Consider the following 19,492-nt stretch of genomic DNA (forward strand, 5'->3'; position numbering starts at 1 on the left):
GACTAACCCTTAACTGCGCCAGCTGTTAGCCCACTAACCAGCTGCCTTTGAAAAAACATAACCAGAATAAACAATGGAACTATAGCAGATACCACTGCTGCAACTGCAAACATAATATTGCCTTCTGTTTGAGTGGTGCCCATAAAGCTGGCAATTTTAGGGACCATAGTTTGGTTTTCCTGAGAGAGTAGTAACGCTGTAACAGCAAAATCATTATATGCCAAAAGAAATGAGAAGAGTCCAGCAGTAATAACGCCTGGCCACATTACTGGAATAATTACATGTCGAAATGCTTGGAACTGAGTACACCCATCAACCTTTGCACTCTCATCAAGCTCTTTCGGAATTGTTTGAAAAAATGAGTGCAGCATCCACAATGTAAATGGCTGGTTAATCGCTACTAAAACAATAATAGTGGTCGGCAATGTTCCCCAAACATTCCAATCATAGAAGGGTTGTAAATAGCCAGAAACAAGAGTGATTGGAGGCAGCGCACGAAAAACAAGTGCAATTATTAGCAGCCAAAATGAATAACGAAACCCAGACCTTGAAAGCGCATAACCGCCTAAAGTTGCAAGAGTTAATGATATGAGTACTGTAGAAACACAAACTATCGCTGTATTAAAAAAAGCGCGCCAAAACTCTTCTTGGATCCATGCGCCCTCATAACCTGCGCCTGTAAAAGATTTTCCATATACTACTTGTGTTCTTACCCCAGAAAATACATTAGTCCAGTCTCCTTTTGAGAAAAAATCCAGCTCTACTTTGAATGAACCCCACATAGTCCATAAAAATGGAAAAGCTGCCAAAATTAACCAGAACAATACAAAGCCATATATTAATAGTTGGAGTCCTAATGGTCTTTTTATTTGATTTGAGGTCATATTATTTCTCTGGATTAAATTCACGCCATGTTCTAATTAAAACTGGCATAAGAAGTATGATGACACCAATTATTGTCAACACTGATGTCGTTGCCGCTGAAGAAAGAAGTCTTATCTCTTGGCCAATATCATTCCATATAATCCATGAAAGAGAGGTCGCATGTGCCGAAGCACTAAAACCAACTATTGGCTCAAATACTCGGAAATTATCCATCAGCTGAATTAAAGCCACAAATGCTACTAGTGGAGATAAATGAGGCACAATGACATGAATAGTTTGCTGAAAGCGTGTGGCCCCATCAATCATTGCTGCTTCTATAGTTTCTTGTGGAACAGTCTGAAGTCCGGCGTAAAAAACAATGAAGGCAAAAGGGGCAGAGTGCCAAACACCGTATACAATAAGTGTTATCCATGTTAGGCCAGTTGATGCCTTTAGTGACAAGGTAGGATCTGCAAATAATTCTTGGAGGCCTGAACCAATAATACCTCGTGCATCAATCATCCAAAACAGAATTAACGAACCAACCAAAGGGGTTACAATCATCGGCAACAATGAAAAGAACACCATGAATCCTTTCAAGTGTCGATGCAGTGAATTAACTGCTATTGCAATTATAAATCCAAATAATATAACCAGTGGGGTTACCACAAAGGTATAAGTCAAAGTAAAGCCCATTGCTCGATAAAATGGAAGATCGTTTAGACTGGAAACAAAATCAATAAAGCTTGTCTTACTCTCCCAGAACTCACCAACCTCTTTAAAGGCTAAGTGGTTTCTATCAGTATAGATTTGAAATCCAACCCACTTACCTTGTGGCTTCTCTTCGTTGATTTTTTGACTTGCCTGATGATCAATAGTAGTTTCAGATTTACAACCAAATGGATCACACGATTCAACAACAATCAATACCTGGTCATGAGGTGTATGAAGTGACTGACTCACAATCGAAGTTAAGGGCAAGGCAATGAACAAAAACATTGCTAAGGCTGTAGGTAAAAAGAACCAAAAAAAAGTCTTATGCTTCATATGGAAATAAGATTAGAGAAACTTAATTATACAAAAAAAAGAAAAGGGCATGTGAAACACACGCCCTAATCTTAGGAGACAAACAACTTACAAAAGCTTATAAATAGCCTTTTTCTGTCGCAGCAGTTGTGTATGCCGCTTCTAAACCAGCTAAAGCTTCTTTAGCAGTTTCTTTGCCTTGCATGAAGTCAACTAATTCAGCACCTGCAGCTGAATGCATTAGACCTGCATATGGCAACATTGGATACGGCTTAGTTCCCATTGCAGCAGCAGCAAATACACCTGCAGCAGCTGGAGTAGGCTCATAACCATCAATTAACCAAACAGCTTGTGGCGAAGTCGTTTCGTTCAACATAGCTGGACGAATTGCATGCATCATAGCCATAAAAGTAGCCTCTGCATCTGTATCTGAAATATTCTTAGCTACAGTAAATCCATCCCACCAGAGAGTTGAAGCTGCAGTTGTACCACCACCAACTGTCATAGGACCAGCAGTAGCTGTAGCTGCTACTACAGCAGCATCTACTTCATCACCTTTAAGGGCTCCAATACGTGATCCCCACATATTCATCAGAGCAACATTACCAGCTTTCCATTCGGCACTAGTTGCGTTTGAGTCATGTGTTAGGAAGTCTGGGTTCATATATTCAGACAAAGCTTTCATCATGTTTAGTGAATCTACACCATGTTGGTTATTAACAGCAATCTCAGCTGTTCCTGGCTTAAAGAACTCACCACCATAACCCATATACATATTGACGAATTCTTCAGCTAAGTTCCAACCGGCTGCATAAGCACCGCCAATTGGGTACTGCATCAAATTATAGTTCGCAATTTTTTCAGCAGCAGCTAACATTTCTTCATAAGTAGATGGAACCGCAATTCCTAAATCTTTCAAAACATCTGATCTATAAGTCAAATGCTGAGCATTCGCCATAAAGGCAATACCCATAATATTTCCATCAATTGTAACTAACTGGCTTTTCTGAAGACCCTGTCCATGCTTAGCAACTAGATCATTCAAAGGTCTAATCACATCATTGTTCATAAGTGCAACAATTGATGAGTTAGCAACAATAGCTGATGTAAATTCAGCTGGGTTACCAGTCATACCTGGAAGATTAATTTTTTGATGATCAGCAGTTAGGTTTGTTTCAACTGTAACACCACCACCTGCACACTCCATTGCGCCTGCACCGATTGTTTGAATCGCTGGAAACTCATTACCAACAATACTAACTCTGCCTTCAGAGATGCCGCAACCGGCCCATGCACTTGAAGCTAGAGTAGTAAGCGCTACAACTGTAGCGATTTTTCTTAAAAACATAATATCACTCCTTTTTTTCAATTAAATACAAATTAATAATACATCGTAACAAATATTAAAAAATATATTGCATACGATTGCAAACGATTATATCACAGAGTCTTAATCTCTATATAACTTTTTACTCAGCATATTAAACCGAGACATACTATCTAAAATTTCTCAATAAGAACCTTACTAAAAAACTCAAAAAATTTATGTTCTTGATTTTTCGAAATCTTCCCATGCACTTTTAAAGCTATCAAAATTGAAATCTTTCTTTTCAGCAGGACCAAGAATCAACTGCTCTGAAGCAAATAACTTATGGATAGCGTCCTGTAAACCATTAATAACCTCTTTAGGGATTACAACTGCGCCGTGAAGGTCAGCATGAATTAAATCATTTGGCGAAACACTCATACCAAGAACACTAATTTTTGTATCAATTTCTCGTACGTGAACAAATCCGTGACTTGGGCCGATAGAGCCTGCAACGACTGGAAAATCTTCTGCAAGATCACCAAGATCTCTCATAACTCCGTTAGTCAGCGCACCAGAAAGACCAAACCCTTTGTGAACTTTCGTATTAACCTCACCCCAATAAGCTCCAATACAATTTGGATAATCAACATCCTCTATGACTGCAACAGCAGGGCCAGTAACTTCTGACATATAACGGTAATAATTCATCCTCCGCTCTTTAATTATCTCTTGATCTTCTGTTGGGGGACTCAGTGCAGCAATTTTTGCAGTTTTAGCAAAACCAACCATTGCTCCACCTTTTGGTGCCGAGCAAATCATGGTTCCGCGAGTAAATTCTGAAAAACCCCTCTTGCCTTGTGCTACTTCAATTGCGTTACATACAGTAGGTGTATCTACTGATTGAAGAAGGGTGAGTAATTCTTGATCTAGTTCATAAGCCATGCTTTTAATATCTCCGTAGTTTTCTCTGGTTGTTCTAATGTTGGCAAATGACCGGCATTTTCAATTACCTCTAAAGTTGAGTTACTAATTATATTATGCATCAATTCATGCTTCTCTAGAGGGCATAATTTATCTTCCAAGCCGCACATTATCAACACAGGAATATTAAGTGAGTTAAGGGCCTCCTCTTGATCAATTCTTCCTTGGAGGGCTCTTGACTGGTTAACAAAAACTTTAGGACCTAAAGAAAGAGCCATATCCATGCAGATATTTAAAATAATATCTGGATTATCGCTATCCGCTAAATATTTAGGTTTCATCTCATCACGAATAACATTTATTAATTTTCCTGATAAAGCATCACTAATTTGAGGCTCACGCTTGGCCTTCACTTCCTCTAATTCAGATTTAGGATTGGTATCAATTAACACCAATTTTTCAACTCTTTCTGGTGCCTGTGAACAAATTTCCATTGCTACAATACCGCCCATAGAGTGGCCAGCAAGGCTGAATTTTGGTGGCGCATGACTTAAAACATCTGCCGCCAAGTCGATAATATTGTCATGTTTAGAAATATCTGCAATATGTACCGATACTTCATCGAGAAGTGCCTCTATTTGTGGAGCAAAAATGCGCTCGTCACACATCATTCCAGGAATCATTACAAGGGGTGTCATAATCTATTACTTACAAGCGCAGCACCCTCAGATAAAGACTTTAATTTAGCAAAAGCAATTTCTGGATCGACCGCTCCAAACCCTGCAAATGTTCCAAAACCACAGTCTGATCCTGCAATTACTCTTTCACTCCCTACTATATTAACAAATTTTTCGATGCGCTCTGCAACTAGCTCAGGATGCTCAATGAAGTTAGTGGTTGTATCTACAACCCCAGGCACAAGTATTTTTGTATCTGGTATTTCGCTTTTACGATCTCTAAAAACTGTCCATTCATGAGCATGGCGTGGGTTTGAAGTTTCAAATAAAGTATATCGAGCTTTTGCCTTCATAAGAGTTCCAAAAACCTTATTCATATCTATATCACAACAGTGGGGACCTTCATAATTCCCCCAACAAATATGAATTCTAACCTTCTCTTCTGGGACATTCTTCAGCGCATGATTTAAGGCTTCAACGTGTGACTCAATAATCTTTATAAACTCTGAGTCAGACAAGTCACTAAATAGCATATGCCTAGAAAGTGCTAGATCAGGACAATCTAACTGTAAGTCTAAACCTGACCCTACGATAGTTTCATACTCATCTCTCATAGCATCGGCCAAGGCGGCCAGGTAAGAATCCCTTGAAGGGTAGTAGTCATTTTGTAAAAATAGTGAAATAACGCCAGGCGAAGCTGCATTCATAAAACCTCTATCAATGCTATTTTTAGCCATTGCAGATTTCAAATTAGATATATCCTTTTGAAGTTCTCCTTGACCTTTTGACTTTACTTCACTTGTGCACATTGGTCTTGAATATTGAGGAGTTCCACCATCATCGGATAGCCTTTTAAGAAAGCCTGGAAACATCTTTAAGTCTTCTGGCGCATTTCGAGCACTGTCACCTGAAAAACCTGTATATCTGTCTTTCACATAGGTTGCGTATGATATTTTTGATGTCTCCCCATCACTAACAATATCGATACCTGCATTTTTTTGCCTCTCAACAGTCTTTAAAACATTCTCTTCCATGCACTCATCAAAACTCTTCTCATTATATTTTTGACTATTTTCTCTTGCAAAAATATAGTCAACAACTTCTTGAGTTCTTGGAAGTGAGCCTACGTGACTAGTTAATATTCTACTCATTCATTACTCCTTAATAATATATAAAAAAGGTCATTCCCTTATAGCTTTGTTAGGTCATCGGCAGACAAATGATCCGTTACGAACTCAGCACCACTAAAATCATTACCTTGTGTATTCGCTCCCGGGAATCCAATACACTGGATACCTGCTTCCAAAGCAGACTGCATACTAATTTCAGAGTCCTCAATGGCAATGCAATCTTTTGCATCTAGATGCAGCTCAGACAGAGCTTTTAGGTATATATCTGGACTTGGCTTTGGATTAGATACCATTGTATCGTTGCCAATGAAACTGAAATCATTGCGCTTTATCTGATCTCCTAATGCATAAAAGACGGCATCAATATTGACTTTTGAAGTATTTGTCACGAATGCTAGTATTAAACTACTATCCAGTGAATGACTAATAAGGCTTGCTACTCCAGGGCGGAGTAGGATGGATTCTTTGGCCATCAAACTATCAAAGATTTTAGTTTTTTGTCTATGCAGATGCATTGCATCTATATCATCGCCGCGTTGAATCGCATAGTTTTTGATCCTCTCGCAGCCTCCAGACTTTGCCAGTAGCTTCTGGTACTCATCAGGACTCCAATTCCAGTCAAGTTCAGCCTCAGAAAATGCCTGGTTGAATGAGCGACGTTGAAGCTCAGAGGTTTCAACAAGTGTCCCAATCGATCCAAAAAGAATTGCTTTATGATTCATTATCATGTCCTTAAAAATTAGCTTCTCCATGTCGGGCCTGCTTGATCATCAGTCTTTGTAACCCTGAAAAGACTTGCACTTCTCAAATCTTTAGGGACAATCTTATGCAGCATTTCTGGGCGTATCAAACATGTATCCCCAGGAGAAAGAGTTGCAACATTGTCACCCCACTCTAGAGACCATTCACCACTCATTATCATATTAACCTCGTGTCGACTTGAAGAGTATTGCTCTCCAGTAAAAGTGTCAGATGTAATGTAGTCAACTTCAAAACCAGGGCGATCTTTTAAAATCCCATCTACCCCAATAACATTTAGCGGTAAATTCTGTGACTTTTGCTTTAACTCTGACGAGCTGACAAAAAAATTATTAATAAACTCTTCAGTTGTAATTTCAGAAAAATTTCTAAGATTAGTTTCAGTTAATAATGGCATTGGGTTGACATTTTTTGGCAAAATCTCCCCTTTTTTAGTATCATATAATAATCCATTTTCACCCAAAATCAGGCCAAAGTCTTTGGCATCATTAATAACCTCAGGTGCCCATGTAACGCCTCCCCCTGCATCATCACCTCCAAGTATTGCCATCAACATTCCATAATCCTCACCAACATTTTCAAATGCGCGAAACATACCTGTAGGAATATTAACCATATCGCCTTCTTCTGCAACTACCTCTCCAGAATCACCATAGCGTCCCCAGAAAAAACGCCATCGACCCTTGAATACATAGAATACTTCAGCAGTTGTGTGCGAGTGTAATGAATTTGTACAGCCTGGAGGTTGGCCCGCAGCGCCAATATTAAAGCCTGGTGATTGATCAATATGAACATACTGATCAGGACTCTCTGATACCCCAGAACCAATAATTGTAAAGTTATCTTTCTGATTTGATCCAGGCGTATGTGCGTCAATAAATGCAGTTTTGCATGGCTTTAAATCAGCATATCGAACAATACACTTTTCCATTTCTTCTAAAGTCATTATCAACCAGTCTTGAGGATTATTTGCTTCCACATAGAAGTCTCATCAAATAATGTGTACTCTCTTCTTAAGCCCCATGGACCAAATTCAGCATGAGAAACTCCCATCACATATAAATCAGCACCTGTAGGTTCACCAAAAACTCCCCAACCATCATGCTTACCTTTTAGAGACCATCGAACAGCTGCGCGGGGAGACATATATGGATCTTCTCTTCCAATTTGATGCTCGATAGTAAATTTTGCACTCGGCATTGAAGATCGAAGGCCCGTCCAGAACTCATCTGCATCCGAGTAGGAATGGCCTGAAACGCCACCAGGATATTCCAAATCACAACCACGATCATACTCATCATTAATCACTGATTGATCAGAGTCCATAATCCGTTTTAATATATCAACATACTTTTCGCCCCACTCATTAGTGTTGCCCTTTCCTGTATATGGCCCAGGTTGATCCATGGAATCTTTAAAAGGGTGTAGGCATTTATCCATACCACCCTCTGAATCTATCTGCTTTCTAGCAAAGTCTTTTGGATGAACGCCCAGCTGTCTTGCCATAGCACCTACATCACGAATTAGCCATTCATCATTAACTTGATTATTAATAGCATGGCAATCTGCTATCGTTCTAAAAACAATTTTTGTACCCGTTGCTTTACCAAACTGCCCGTCGCCCATGTGAGATGCCGTTGATATAATTCTATGGGATGACAACATTCCCGTCTCAGGAGTGCCAGACCAGATTACATCTTCACCTAAGAGTTGACGATCTGGAAATTCAGATAAGGTTGCTTTGGTCGCCTCTATAACTGGCTTATTGCCAATTATCAGGGAGTGTGGGGATCTTAATATAATATCATCCGAATAAAGATAAAGCAGTTTATCAATTCCTCGATCTTCCCAAATTTCATGAGTAATGCCATTTATCCAATCTGGAAAATTAGCATATTTTGAATCAAAACCTTTCATAAATTAAACTCCATAGTTATCTAAAATTTTTGCAGATCCTCTCAGTATTAGAGGACCATCAATTTTTATACGTCTTGGCTTAGTTGAGTTATTTTCAATGCTGTCAATTAATATAGCAACTGTTTCGTCCACCATACGATTTGCACGCTGCCTTACAGTTGTTAGACTATAAGCTAGCCATTTGGCAACCGGGACATCGTCAAAACCAACAACTGAAACCTGGTCAGGTATTTTTAGTCCAAGCTCAAAGCGCATTACGTCCATTACTGCAAATGCCATATGGTCATTTGCCACAAAAACTGCATCTGGTATTTCACTTGCTGTGAACATTGATCGTGCTGCTTGACGAGCCTCGTCTAAATTAAAGTTACCAACTTCTCGAGCAAAAAGACCCTGTCCATTCTTTTTAAGTTCGTCAGTAAATCCTTTCTCTCGATCTCTTTGAGTAGATGCGCCTTCCCAGCCTGCTATATAACCGATTCGTGTATGGCCATTATCACAGAGAAATTGTGCAATTTTTTGCCCCCCAAGTTCATTATCAGAGGTAACTGCTGACAGCCTTTCGTCATCCTGAGTACGATTAAATAAAACAACTGGGATGCCAGCATCAGAACATCTTGATGCTAAATTAGTAGACATTCCAACAGACGCTGCAATGATTCCATCCACCTGATAGTCTAAAATCTCTTCCACTACGTTATCAATATTTCCTGAAGTATTTGTGGCCATAAAGATCAATACGTGATAACCATTCTTTTGAAGGGCCCCTGATAGAAGCTCTAACGCTTCAGGATAAAAGTAATTATCTAAGTAGGCAACAACAAGGCCTATAATTTTTGTCTTTCCAGTAATTAGTGATCGCGCTACTATATTAGGTCTATATCCAAGCTTCAAAGCAGCCTTTCGAACTAGCTCATTAGTTTTTTTAGAGGATGAAGCTCCAGGTGTAAATACGCGAGATACTGCAGACTGGCTAACGCCAGCTAATTTTGCTACTTCTAATGACGTGACTTTTTTATTTAGCATTAGTCAGCAGTCCAGCCTCCATCAACCATAAGTGCAGAGCCAGTGACCATTGATGAGCCAGCGGAAGCTAAAAATACAACAGCCCCCATGATATCTTCAACCTCTCCAATTCGGCCAATTTTAATCTTACTTTCAATCCACTCTTTACGATCAGGATTATCAAAAGTTGATTGAGTAAGCGGTGTACGTATAAATGTTGGGCAGATTGTATTAACTCTAATTTGATGGGAGCCCCACTCAATGGCCATAGCTTTTGTAAATCCCTCTACCGCATGCTTTGATGCTGAATAAACTGCTCTATCAATCCCACCTACATGACCCATCTGAGAAGAAATGTTGATTAATGAGCCAGGTTTTTTTGCTTTTATTAATCCATTCGCTACTGCTTGAGTTACAAAGTATGCGCCGCGAAGATTAACATTGATTACCGCATCAAAATCTTCTAATGATGTATCTTTAGAAGGTGCGTGCCTACCTAAACCAGCGCTATTAACTAAAATATCGAATGGTCCTTTATTATCAATAGTTTCTTTAATTGCATTTGTATCAGCAACATCCATCACCATTGCTTCAGCACTTAACCCTTTCGCTTTCATTGCATCAACAACAGAATGAAGTTTATCAATACGTCGGGCTGATACAACAACGTGTGCGCCTGCTTCAGCCAAGGCTACTGCACAACCAAGACCAATACCAGATGAGGCTCCTGTAATTAAAGCAGTCTTGTCATCTAGTCTAAACGATGGTGTAGTTGGAAGCTTCACACTCAATATCCTTTTGTATTTCTTGCTTTGTTAAACTCTCTTAATCTTCCGAGTACGTCGACACCCATTTGATCATAAATATCAAGGATATCAAGCATCACCCAGTTTTCTCTTATTTTTCCTTCCTCGAGCCTCCAGAAATCTAGAGAACGAAGAAAAACTTCTTTGTTAGTTGGAGCTATGCCCATCCAACCATCGTGGGTAAGAGTTTGTTTCATATTTGGCCAGCCAGTTACGGCTACATAATCTCCATCGCCAAAAAAGTGGTAGCCTACTTTATCTCCCCAGCCATCTCTCTTACTATAAGTTGTATCCTTTCCTCTATCAGGCATAGCATTCAAAAATGGAATTTGATGCCAATTTCTAAAACCTTCAACTCCTCTTCCACTTCCTATAGCAGATGGTCCATACCAATTCATTTTTGGATGCCAATAGTAATCCATTTTCATAATCTCAGGGCCGCCCTCAGAAGGGTGTTTTTTCATAGCATCAGCCATTCCTAAAATATGCTCCATTGAAGTGTTACTTTTTTCTAGATCATAAGGCTTATCTGAAATTCCATCCATCGTTGCTGGACCTGGAACACACCATTCTCTTCCAAGTGATGGGGCCATTGGCCAAGAGCCTGACTGCATCATTAGTTCTGGGATGTCCCATAAAGCCTGAACTTCTATTATTTTGTCATCCCGAAAGCAATAAAATTCATGAAATCGCATGTGGGCTATATGGCCTGTTGGCGGAATATCTAAAAAAGGTTTCAAGAATGTACCATTATAAAAACCAGCACATCCTATCCACTCTAAATCCTTTTCTGTTTTTCCACCGATAACAATATAATCGCGTCTTTCTAAATCTGGCATTGATTCAAACAAGGGTTTAAGCGCCTGGTTATAAAAATTAGTTGGTCCTGAAATATCTCCAAAAGGATGAGAAAGATGAATAGTAGCTTCCTCATAAAACAAGGAGTTAAGATTTTTTCGAACCTCATCTTCGGTAAAACTATACATACTCAATCTTAGGGGCTTTATTAACTCCTTAAGATAATTAATTCTATGCACTACTGCGCAGCCTTGCCATAAGGAACATCCTCTCCACCATATCGCCTTACTCGAATATTAGCTTGCTCTGCATGGCCAACAAACGACTCAAGCATGCATAGTCTTGAGCAGTATCTGCCAATCTTTACAGCTGCCTCATCCGTTGTAATTTTTTGGTAGCTATGCGTTTTAAGATACTTACCAACCCAAAGACCGCCGGTATAACGTCCAGCTTTTTTTGTTGGTAAAGTATGATTGGTTCCAATTACTTTATCACCATTAGAAACATTTGTTCTTGGTCCTAAAAATAGCGCTCCGTAGGAATGCATATTTTCTAAAAACCAATCATCGCGATCTGTCATTACCTGAACATGCTCAGATGCAATTTCATTAGCAACATCTAAAATCTCATCATAGCTATCACAAAGAATTATTTCACCATACTCTTCCCAGCTCACGGAAGCAGTTTCTGCTGTTGGAAGAATCTTTAAAATTCTATCTATCTCAGAGATTGTTTCTTCTGCCAGATTTTTATTATTAGTTACCAGGACAGCTGGTGAGTTATATCCATGCTCAGCCTGACCTAACAAATCTGTTGCACATAATTCAGCATCTACCGTTTCATCAGCTATCACCATAGTCTCTGTTGGTCCAGCAAACAAGTCAATTCCAACCTTTCCAAATAATTGCCTTTTAGCTTCAGCAACAAATGCATTTCCAGGGCCAACAAGCATATCAACTGGGTCTATAGTTTCAGTACCAAGAGCCATTGCCCCAACAGCCTGAATGCCTCCTATGACATATATATCATGAGCGCCACCAAGATGCATTGCAGCGATAACGGCAGGATTTGGAGAGCCTTTATAGGGAGGCGTACAAGCAATAATTCTTGGAACTTTTGCAACACTAGCTGTTACAACAGACATGTGCGCTGACGCAACCATTGGGAACTTGCCTGCTGGGATATAACACCCAACCGATTGAACTGGGATGTTTTTATGTCCTAAGATAACGCCAGGCATAGTCTCTACCTCTATATCCTTCATAGAATCTCTCTGCGCTTGCGCAAAGTTTCTAACTTGTTCTTGAGCAAACTTAATGTCCTCAAGATCCTGGGTCGAAACTTGTTTTATTAAATTGTCAATCTCTGTCTGGGTTAATTTGAAGGATTTTGGAGTGTAGTTATCAAATTTTTCTGCAAACTCTCTAACTGCCTCATCGCCTCTATCCTCGATGGATCTTAAAGTATTTTTTACAATCTCACTAACCTCAGCATCATCGATAGCCTTAGCAGCATCTGTCTTACCTTTTTTTAAATATGTTATCGGCATAATATCTCCAATTAGTTTGGCTTTGCAGGGGCAATCTCGCCTCGATCATAAGCCTCCCAGCCTAGACCATTAAAAACATCCACGTCAAGTTGTGACAAAATACTTGGAAAGTCAACAGTTACCCAGTTGTCTATTATGAGCCCATCCTTAACTTCCCAAAAATCTGTATAGTGAATTTTTACGCGCTTATTAGTTGGCGCTATACCCATGAATTCTCCACTATGAATAGCATCAATATGGCCAAAGCAAGACGCCCACTCACCATCTACTAAAAATTTATCAGTATTATAAATTCGGTCTGAAAAAGCAGCTCTCAGAGGGAGCTGCCAATTATTACGAAACTCTTCAAGACTTTTCTTGGTACCACATCCATTATTACCCATCCAACGAAAATTTTTATGAAAATGCTTTTCCATATTATTAGAATTAGTACTTAAGGCCTCTTCCATAGCCTTAACAACTGCAAGTGTCATTTTGGATTGTTCGTTATGGTCCATTTTTTAAATCTCCAATTTTTTAATTTTTAAGCAGTTTTCCAGTTTTAGAACTGAAAAGTAGGCATAAATTTGCTGGCACATTTGCCATAACTGTTGAACCAATCTTGGCATAATAATTTTTATCAGACTTTATGGAAATTAAATCACCACCAGCCTTAACTGAAACCATGGTCATGTCTCCCAATAACTCCATTGAAAATGCTGCTGCTTTAATCGCTCCCTTACTTTTCACAATGGATGCATCTTCCGCTCTAAATCCGAGGGTTATATCGCCAGAATGCTTTTTATTCAGGCCTTCAATTTTTACATTATCACAAGAGAAGACTCCATCTGCTATTGTTCCTTTCATCAAGTTCATGGCAGGCGAACCAATAAAGCTTGCAACAAAACTATTGGCAGGAGTATTGTATATTTCTTGAGGCGTTCCAACCTGTTGGACGAGTCCATTGTTCATAACAACAACACGATCTGCAAGTGTCATTGCCTCAACCTGATCATGTGTTACATAGATTGTTGTTACGCGTAACTTGTGTTGGAGGTTTTTAATTTGCGCTCGGGTAGAGACGCGTAATTTAGCATCAAGGTTTGAAAGTGGTTCATCCATTAAAAATACTGTCGGCTCTCTAACAATTGCTCTTGCCAAAGCTACTCTTTGTCTTTGACCCCCAGAAAGCTCTGATGGTTTGCGATGTAAGAAATCATCGAGCTCAACCATTGCAGAAGCCCTCATAACTTTTTCTTTATGAAGCTCTTTGTCAATATTTCTTACTTTTAATGGGAAGCGAATGTTTTCATATACCGTCATATTTGGATAGAGGGCATATGACTGAAAGACCATTGCAACATCACGATCCTTTGGCTCGAGATTATTTACAATCTCACCATTAATCAGCACCTCTCCACTAGTGACAGTTTCAAGTCCAGCAATCATTCGCATTGTGGTAGTTTTTCCACAGCCTGATGGCCCAAGTAATACCAAAAACTCTTCGTCAGGAATAGTAAGGTTAAAGTTATCTACACCAACGAAATCACCCCAACGCTTCGTAATGTTTTTTAGTTCAATTTTAGCCATATTTTTTTATGTATACTGTTTTAAGAAAATTGCATAGAAAGGTCGTAATGCATACGATTGCAAAATATTATATCACATGCTATTTTTTTTTGATAGTGATGTTGAAATCGTATTTAAATTTCTACTATTAGAAATCGATTTCAGTAATATATAGATTAATATAACAAACATAAATTTGGAGAAATCATATGACTAACCTTCAACCATCTCGAGAAGTTTTTATTACTTGCGCCGTTACAGGGTCCGGAGATACTACGGGGAAATCTGATAAAGTTCCTATTACGCCTCAACAAATAGCTGATTCATGTATCGGGGCAGCTCAAGCTGGCGCGGCCATTGTTCACATTCATGTTCGCAACCCAAAAACAGGGGTTCCTGCTCGAGACCCAAAGCTCTATGCTGAAGTTGTAAGCATTATTCATGAGTCAAAGGTTGATATGGTGCTCAATCTAACAGCAGGAATGGGTGGAGATTTAGTATTTGGCTCTGCTGAAAAGCCTTTGCCGTTAAATAATGAAGGCACCGATATGGTAGGCGCAACTGAAAGGCTTGACCATGTTAGACAAATACTTCCTGAGATCTGCACTATTGATTGCGGAACAATGAATTTTGGCGAAGGCGGTTATGTCATGACCAATACTCCAGCAGTCCTTAAGGAAATGGCAAGACAAGTTCAAGAACTTGGGGTTAGGCCTGAAATAGAAGTCTTTGATACTGGTCATTTACAGCTTGCCATATGGCTAAAGGAGCAGGGCTTAATTGATGATCCTGTTATGATTCAGTTATGTATGGGTATTCCATGGGGCGCTCCTGATGACTTAAACACCTTCCTTGCAATGACATCAAATATTCCAAAAGATTGGACATTTTCTGCCTTCTCAATTGGTAGAAATCAGTTGCCTTATGTGGCTATGGCCATCCTAGCAGGGGGCAATATTCGTGTTGGGCTTGAAGACAATCTTTATCTAAAACGTGGCGTTTTTGCTACCAATGCAGACCTTGTAAAGAAGGCTGTTCAGACGGCAGAGGGCATGGGCTGCACTATTATAGGGCCAGATCAAGTCCGAGATAATATGAAACTCGAAAAGCGCTGGGGCTAGATATGAAAAGTATCAAGGCGGCAGGAGTTATTGGTGCAGGCGTTATTGGAAGTGGATGGGTAGCTAGATTATTACTCAATGGGATTGATGTTTTTGTCTATGACCCCTCCAAAGAAGCACCAAAATATGTCAATAAAGTTATTGATAATGCCGAGCGAGCATATAAAAAATTGCTCACCTCCAATCTACCTAAAAAGGGCAAGCTATTATTTTCTGGCTCAATTTCAGAAGTTGCAAAATCTTGTGAGTTAATTATTGAAGCTGTTCCAGAAAGGCTTTCAATTAAGCAGTCGGCCTATGAGGAAATTGAGTCAAGCGCAGACAAAAATCTAGTCATAGCATCGTCAACTTCTGGCATTCTTCCTTCAGATTTACAAGCAAAAATGAAACACCCTGAAAGGCTTCTAGTTGCCCATCCATTTAACCCAGTCTACCTCTTGCCATTAGTTGAAATTGTTGGCGGTTCTAGAACATCCAAAAATGTCATCGAGGAAACTAGTAAAATTTTTACCAATATTGGTATGTTCCCACTTCATATCAAAAAAGAAATTCCTGCTTTTATTGCAGACAGACTTCTTGAGTCAGTATGGCGGGAAGCCTTATGGCTAGTAAATGACGACATAGCAACAACTGAAGAAATTGATGATGCAATTCGCTATGGCTTTGGCCTTCGATGGGCGCAAATGGGACTATTTGAAACCTATAGATTGGCAGGTGGTGAAGCTGGCATGCGTCACTTCATATCACAGTTTGGGCCTTGCCTTGAATGGCCCTGGACGCACCTAATGGATGTTCCTGAATTTACAGATGAATTAATAGAAAAGGTATCCAGTCAGTCTGACCACCAATCGGGACAATTTAGTATTGACGAGCTAATGGAAAAACGCGATGATAACTTGGTCGATTTTTTAAAAGTTTTAAAAGACAATCAGTGGGGTGCTGGAAACTCTCTCAAAGAATTTGATGCAAGCTTGTCAGGGTCAATTAATAAACTAGAATTTTCAGAGCTAAATTTATCAAACCCCATACTTACCTATGTCACCAAAGTACCAAAAGAGTGGGCTGACTATAACGGTCATATGACAGAAGCGCGTTATCTTGAATGCTTTTCAGAAGCAACCACAGAGATGATGTCTATTATCGGCGCAGACGAAGAATACATTTTAAACATAGGATCTTATTTTACAGTTGAAACTCATATTCGCCACTTGGATGAGGTTCAAATTGGAGAAGGTATAAAAGCCAAAACCCAGGTTATCTTTGGAGAAAATAAAAAACTTCACTTATTTCATTGGCTCAATCATGAGGACGGCAGACTATTAGCAACTGCTGAGCATATGCTCATTCATGTCGATCTTAAAACACGGGGTGCAAGCATGCCAAATGATTTGGTCTTGAAGCGAATGGGATTAGTTTATGAAGCACACAAAAAACTACCAAGGCCAGAAGGCATAAGCCGCGCAGTTGGAGATAAATTTTAATACTACTTTTCAGGTGAACCTAAAGCGCTCTGGTTAAGCTCATTACTCGGCCAGTAATTGGTGCTGAGATAGTTCGGCGATACGCATGAATAATGCTTTCATTTGAAGTTGGCTCAAAGCCATCAAAAAGCATTCCATAGTGGTCAACTGAGTTTTCAATAATAGATGGCGAGACTACATTTATTCTTAATTTTCCAGCATACTCGGCTGCCAATGTTGAAACGCACATATTAAGTGCGCCATTAGCTGCAGCGGCGCATGAACCCGCAATTATTGGCTCATCACCAATAATTCCGCTTGTCAGGGTGATGGATCCATTTTCACTGAGAAAAGGTATGGCTGCTTTTGCTAAATTTAATTGACTAAAGCATTTGGTGGAAAGGCCAGCTGCAAAGTCCTCCATTGTAAGCTCTTCAAAAGTCTTAAAAGGAGTGCCTCCGATACAAGATACCAACCCGTCAAATGGACCAACAGAAGCTAAGATATCACTAACACTTTCAAAATTAAAAGCGTCGATCTTTAAATCTGGTCCAGACCTTCCAGCTCTTATAACTTCATAGTCTTTCTGTAAACCTTCAACTACAACTCTACCAAGTTTTCCAGTTGCGCCAACTACTATAATTTTTTTCATTTAAAGCCTTTTAATATTTAGTTGAAATAATAAATAGAATCTTATCATTAAAAAAGCAACTTGCCAATAGATGACTTTACTGAATTTCTGTTTGTTTCAGAAGTGAGGGGCTTTCCAATATTGACATTGATGCTCCTTCGTAGGTTAAATTTCTTTTTATTTTTAATTAATTTTGGAGCTTTTGAAAAGAAACTACCCCACATATTATTTATTGCAAAAGGAACCACAACTACATTATCTTTGCATTCAGCTAATATTTTTTCAAAACCCCTTTTCAAGTCACTCAATTCCCCTGTGGTGGAAATATGACCTTCAGGAAATATTCCAACAACGCAATCATCATTTAGCAAGTTGATAATATTTTGCATTGCATTACGACTATTTTCAGGCCTTATTGATACCGCACCAACACCCCTTAGAATCCAATTAAATATTGGCTTACGATAGTAATCATCGTGAACAACAAATCGAATCGTCCTTGGTGTTGCCCACTGAATTAAAGCAAAATCTATCCAACTAATGTGGTTACCTAAAAGAAGAACAGGTCCAGTTTTAGGTAAATTATCTAAACCAGTTACCTTTAGTCGATATCGCCACCCAAACAATAAGAGGCCTACAATTTGCCTCATGACTAAAGAATAATTTTCAGTTTTTTAAGAACAACACTAAACCCTGCTACCGCAATAAATGCGTTAAAGTAAAGTATAAACTCACTTCCAAAATTTAGGTTTGCAAGAATCATTGTAAAAATCAAAAGGGTAATCATAGCAATATTTTGAAGCCAGTTTTTACCCGCTAGCATGCTTCCAAGTCCGTCTTCAGGAGAGTTCGCTTGCATCAGTGCATTGAGAGGGATAATCATCATTCCTGCACCAACACCAAACATAAGAATGACGGCAGTTACTAAAATTAAGGCAGTAGAATCTGGAATAAAACTTAGGCTCGAAATTACGGGGATTAGAATTGAACAAACTGTAATCATTATGGAGCCGGTATAGATATTATTAATACGTATGAAATTGAGACTTTTTCTGCCAGATAAAAAAGCGCCAATCATAATTCCAAATACAGAAGAAGCTAACATCGCATTCACAATAAGGGGGCTTTCGACGCCAAAATTAGCTTTTGCATGAGCTGGTATAACTGCCACTAAGTTTTGTGACATGCCCCAAAAGATTGCTGTCCCTAAAATAGAATACCAGACAATTTCATTACTCCTCATGGCTTTAAAGTTAGTCATTAAGTAATGAAAAGAAACAAATTTCTTTATAGAAAATTTAGCCTGGCTTAACTTTGTTGGATAGAGGCGTGTTCCAAGTGTTGCTAAAAACTCAACCAATGAAAGCCCAACAAGAACCCAGCCTACTGGCGCTATTTTCATTAATATTTCTTCAGGGGTAGTTGCTTGCATTGTTCCCAGATAAGCTTCGAATAAGTATGAGAAAAAAACCGTACCCATCAAAATCGCTATTAATACCACTGAAGAGTGAAAGGCATTACCCCTACTAAGGCCAGCCTTGCTAAGGCACTCTTTAATATAACCCATTTTCGCAGGAGAATATATTGCACTCTGAGTTGCAAGAAGCAAGGTAAAGCCAAATGCAACCTGGTATAAACCGTTGTAATAACAATAGGTAATTGCTAAGGTAATTAAGACAGCAGAAAATGCGCTATAGCGCATGATACTTGTCTTTGCAAATTTATCAGAAAGGTAGCCTGACAATGTAAATAACATGATAAATGGTACTAAAATCATTGCATTTACAACAGCAGTTAAAATAATTTGCTGCTGCTCACCATATATCATAAAGATTGTGTTTTGAATTATGATCTTATGGCCTAGGTCGACAAATGCATTGAGAAAAACTGCAACTAGGTAAACGGAAAATATGACTGAACGCCCTTTATCAATCTGTTGATTTTCTTGCATGACCTACCAAACTATAATTT

20 protein-coding genes are annotated in these 19,492 nt (G+C 39.1%); 2 read left to right on the top strand and 18 right to left on the bottom strand.

What is annotated here, in order from left to right:
- Positions 1 to 2 precede the first annotated feature (2 nt).
- The 15 genes from AC5YGD_RS08870 to AC5YGD_RS08940 form a co-directional block, all read right to left on the bottom strand.
- Positions 3 to 884, bottom strand: coding sequence for a carbohydrate ABC transporter permease (locus AC5YGD_RS08870; RefSeq protein WP_271537275.1), 882 nt, complete (start codon positions 882 to 884; stop codon positions 3 to 5).
- Position 885: 1 nt separating this feature from the next.
- Positions 886 to 1,911 carry a carbohydrate ABC transporter permease gene (locus tag AC5YGD_RS08875; RefSeq protein ID WP_271541948.1) on the bottom strand — a complete coding sequence of 342 codons (1,026 nt, stop codon included), beginning with the start codon at positions 1,909 to 1,911 and terminating at the stop codon, positions 886 to 888.
- A 97-nt stretch (positions 1,912 to 2,008) separates the two neighbouring features.
- Positions 2,009 to 3,238 carry an extracellular solute-binding protein gene (locus tag AC5YGD_RS08880; RefSeq protein WP_496141483.1) on the bottom strand — a complete coding sequence of 410 codons (1,230 nt, stop codon included), beginning with the start codon at positions 3,236 to 3,238 and terminating at the stop codon, positions 2,009 to 2,011.
- Between the two features lie 195 nt (positions 3,239 to 3,433).
- Positions 3,434 to 4,141 carry an RraA family protein gene (locus tag AC5YGD_RS08885; protein WP_271558501.1) on the bottom strand — a complete coding sequence of 236 codons (708 nt, stop codon included), beginning with the start codon at positions 4,139 to 4,141 and terminating at the stop codon, positions 3,434 to 3,436.
- The gene (locus tag AC5YGD_RS08890) at positions 4,126 to 4,818 is read right to left on the bottom strand and encodes an alpha/beta fold hydrolase (RefSeq protein ID WP_496141484.1); all 693 of its coding nucleotides are present in this window, start codon (positions 4,816 to 4,818) and stop codon (positions 4,126 to 4,128) included. The genes AC5YGD_RS08885 and AC5YGD_RS08890 overlap by 16 nt, the downstream gene beginning before the upstream one ends.
- Positions 4,815 to 5,948 carry a cobalamin-independent methionine synthase II family protein gene (locus AC5YGD_RS08895; protein WP_496141485.1) on the bottom strand — a complete coding sequence of 378 codons (1,134 nt, stop codon included), beginning with the start codon at positions 5,946 to 5,948 and terminating at the stop codon, positions 4,815 to 4,817. Before AC5YGD_RS08895 ends, AC5YGD_RS08890 begins: the two co-directional genes overlap by 4 nt.
- Positions 5,949 to 5,986: 38 nt before the next feature.
- Entirely contained in the window at positions 5,987 to 6,649 is a 663-nt protein-coding gene (locus AC5YGD_RS08900; protein WP_496141486.1) for an HAD-IA family hydrolase, read from the bottom strand.
- Between the two features lie 17 nt (positions 6,650 to 6,666).
- On the bottom strand, positions 6,667 to 7,632 hold the full coding sequence (locus AC5YGD_RS08905) for a cupin domain-containing protein (protein WP_416688473.1): 966 nt from the start codon (positions 7,630 to 7,632) through the stop codon (positions 6,667 to 6,669).
- 2 nt (positions 7,633 to 7,634) lie between these two features.
- Positions 7,635 to 8,603 carry a nuclear transport factor 2 family protein gene (locus AC5YGD_RS08910; RefSeq protein ID WP_416686905.1) on the bottom strand — a complete coding sequence of 323 codons (969 nt, stop codon included), beginning with the start codon at positions 8,601 to 8,603 and terminating at the stop codon, positions 7,635 to 7,637.
- A gap of 3 nt (positions 8,604 to 8,606) precedes the next feature.
- Complete coding sequence (locus AC5YGD_RS08915) at positions 8,607 to 9,629, bottom strand: LacI family DNA-binding transcriptional regulator (RefSeq protein WP_416686906.1); 1,023 nt, start codon at positions 9,627 to 9,629, stop codon at positions 8,607 to 8,609.
- Positions 9,629 to 10,393 (bottom strand): SDR family oxidoreductase, encoded by a 765-nt coding sequence (locus AC5YGD_RS08920; protein WP_496141487.1) that lies wholly within the window; start codon positions 10,391 to 10,393, stop codon positions 9,629 to 9,631. The genes AC5YGD_RS08915 and AC5YGD_RS08920 overlap by 1 nt, the downstream gene beginning before the upstream one ends.
- Before the next feature lie 2 nt (positions 10,394 to 10,395).
- A complete protein-coding gene (locus AC5YGD_RS08925; protein ID WP_496141488.1) occupies positions 10,396 to 11,400 on the bottom strand; it encodes an ester cyclase in 1,005 nt (334 codons plus the stop codon).
- Between the two features lie 50 nt (positions 11,401 to 11,450).
- The gene (gene hisD / locus AC5YGD_RS08930; protein ID WP_496141489.1) at positions 11,451 to 12,761 is read right to left on the bottom strand and encodes a histidinol dehydrogenase; all 1,311 of its coding nucleotides are present in this window, start codon (positions 12,759 to 12,761) and stop codon (positions 11,451 to 11,453) included.
- 11 nt (positions 12,762 to 12,772) lie between these two features.
- Positions 12,773 to 13,258: an ester cyclase gene (locus tag AC5YGD_RS08935; protein ID WP_496141490.1), complete on the bottom strand. Its 486-nt coding sequence runs from the start codon at positions 13,256 to 13,258 to the stop codon at positions 12,773 to 12,775.
- 19 nt (positions 13,259 to 13,277) lie between these two features.
- On the bottom strand, positions 13,278 to 14,330 hold the full coding sequence (locus tag AC5YGD_RS08940; RefSeq protein WP_416686915.1) for an ABC transporter ATP-binding protein: 1,053 nt from the start codon (positions 14,328 to 14,330) through the stop codon (positions 13,278 to 13,280).
- A gap of 188 nt (positions 14,331 to 14,518) precedes the next feature.
- Here AC5YGD_RS08940 and AC5YGD_RS08945 point away from each other — a divergent pair, with 188 nt between their 5' ends.
- Positions 14,519 to 15,430, top strand: coding sequence for a 3-keto-5-aminohexanoate cleavage protein (locus AC5YGD_RS08945; RefSeq protein ID WP_496141491.1), 912 nt, complete (start codon positions 14,519 to 14,521; stop codon positions 15,428 to 15,430).
- A 2-nt stretch (positions 15,431 to 15,432) separates the two neighbouring features.
- Positions 15,433 to 16,911: a carnitine 3-dehydrogenase gene (locus AC5YGD_RS08950; protein WP_496141492.1), complete on the top strand. Its 1,479-nt coding sequence runs from the start codon at positions 15,433 to 15,435 to the stop codon at positions 16,909 to 16,911.
- Between the two features lie 19 nt (positions 16,912 to 16,930).
- On the opposite strand, the gene AC5YGD_RS08955 is transcribed toward AC5YGD_RS08950, so the two are convergent.
- The 3 genes from AC5YGD_RS08955 to AC5YGD_RS08965 are packed head-to-tail and all read right to left on the bottom strand — an operon-like array spanning position 16,931 to position 19,472.
- The gene (locus AC5YGD_RS08955) at positions 16,931 to 17,542 is read right to left on the bottom strand and encodes a short chain dehydrogenase (RefSeq protein WP_496141493.1); all 612 of its coding nucleotides are present in this window, start codon (positions 17,540 to 17,542) and stop codon (positions 16,931 to 16,933) included.
- A 47-nt stretch (positions 17,543 to 17,589) separates the two neighbouring features.
- On the bottom strand, positions 17,590 to 18,171 hold the full coding sequence (locus AC5YGD_RS08960; RefSeq protein ID WP_496141494.1) for a 1-acyl-sn-glycerol-3-phosphate acyltransferase: 582 nt from the start codon (positions 18,169 to 18,171) through the stop codon (positions 17,590 to 17,592).
- Positions 18,172 to 18,173: 2 nt separating this feature from the next.
- Positions 18,174 to 19,472: an MFS transporter gene (locus AC5YGD_RS08965; RefSeq protein ID WP_416686923.1), complete on the bottom strand. Its 1,299-nt coding sequence runs from the start codon at positions 19,470 to 19,472 to the stop codon at positions 18,174 to 18,176.
- Between the last annotated feature and the right edge of the window lie 20 nt (positions 19,473 to 19,492).

It is taken from the genome of Candidatus Pseudothioglobus sp. uisw_070, from assembly GCF_059512545.2.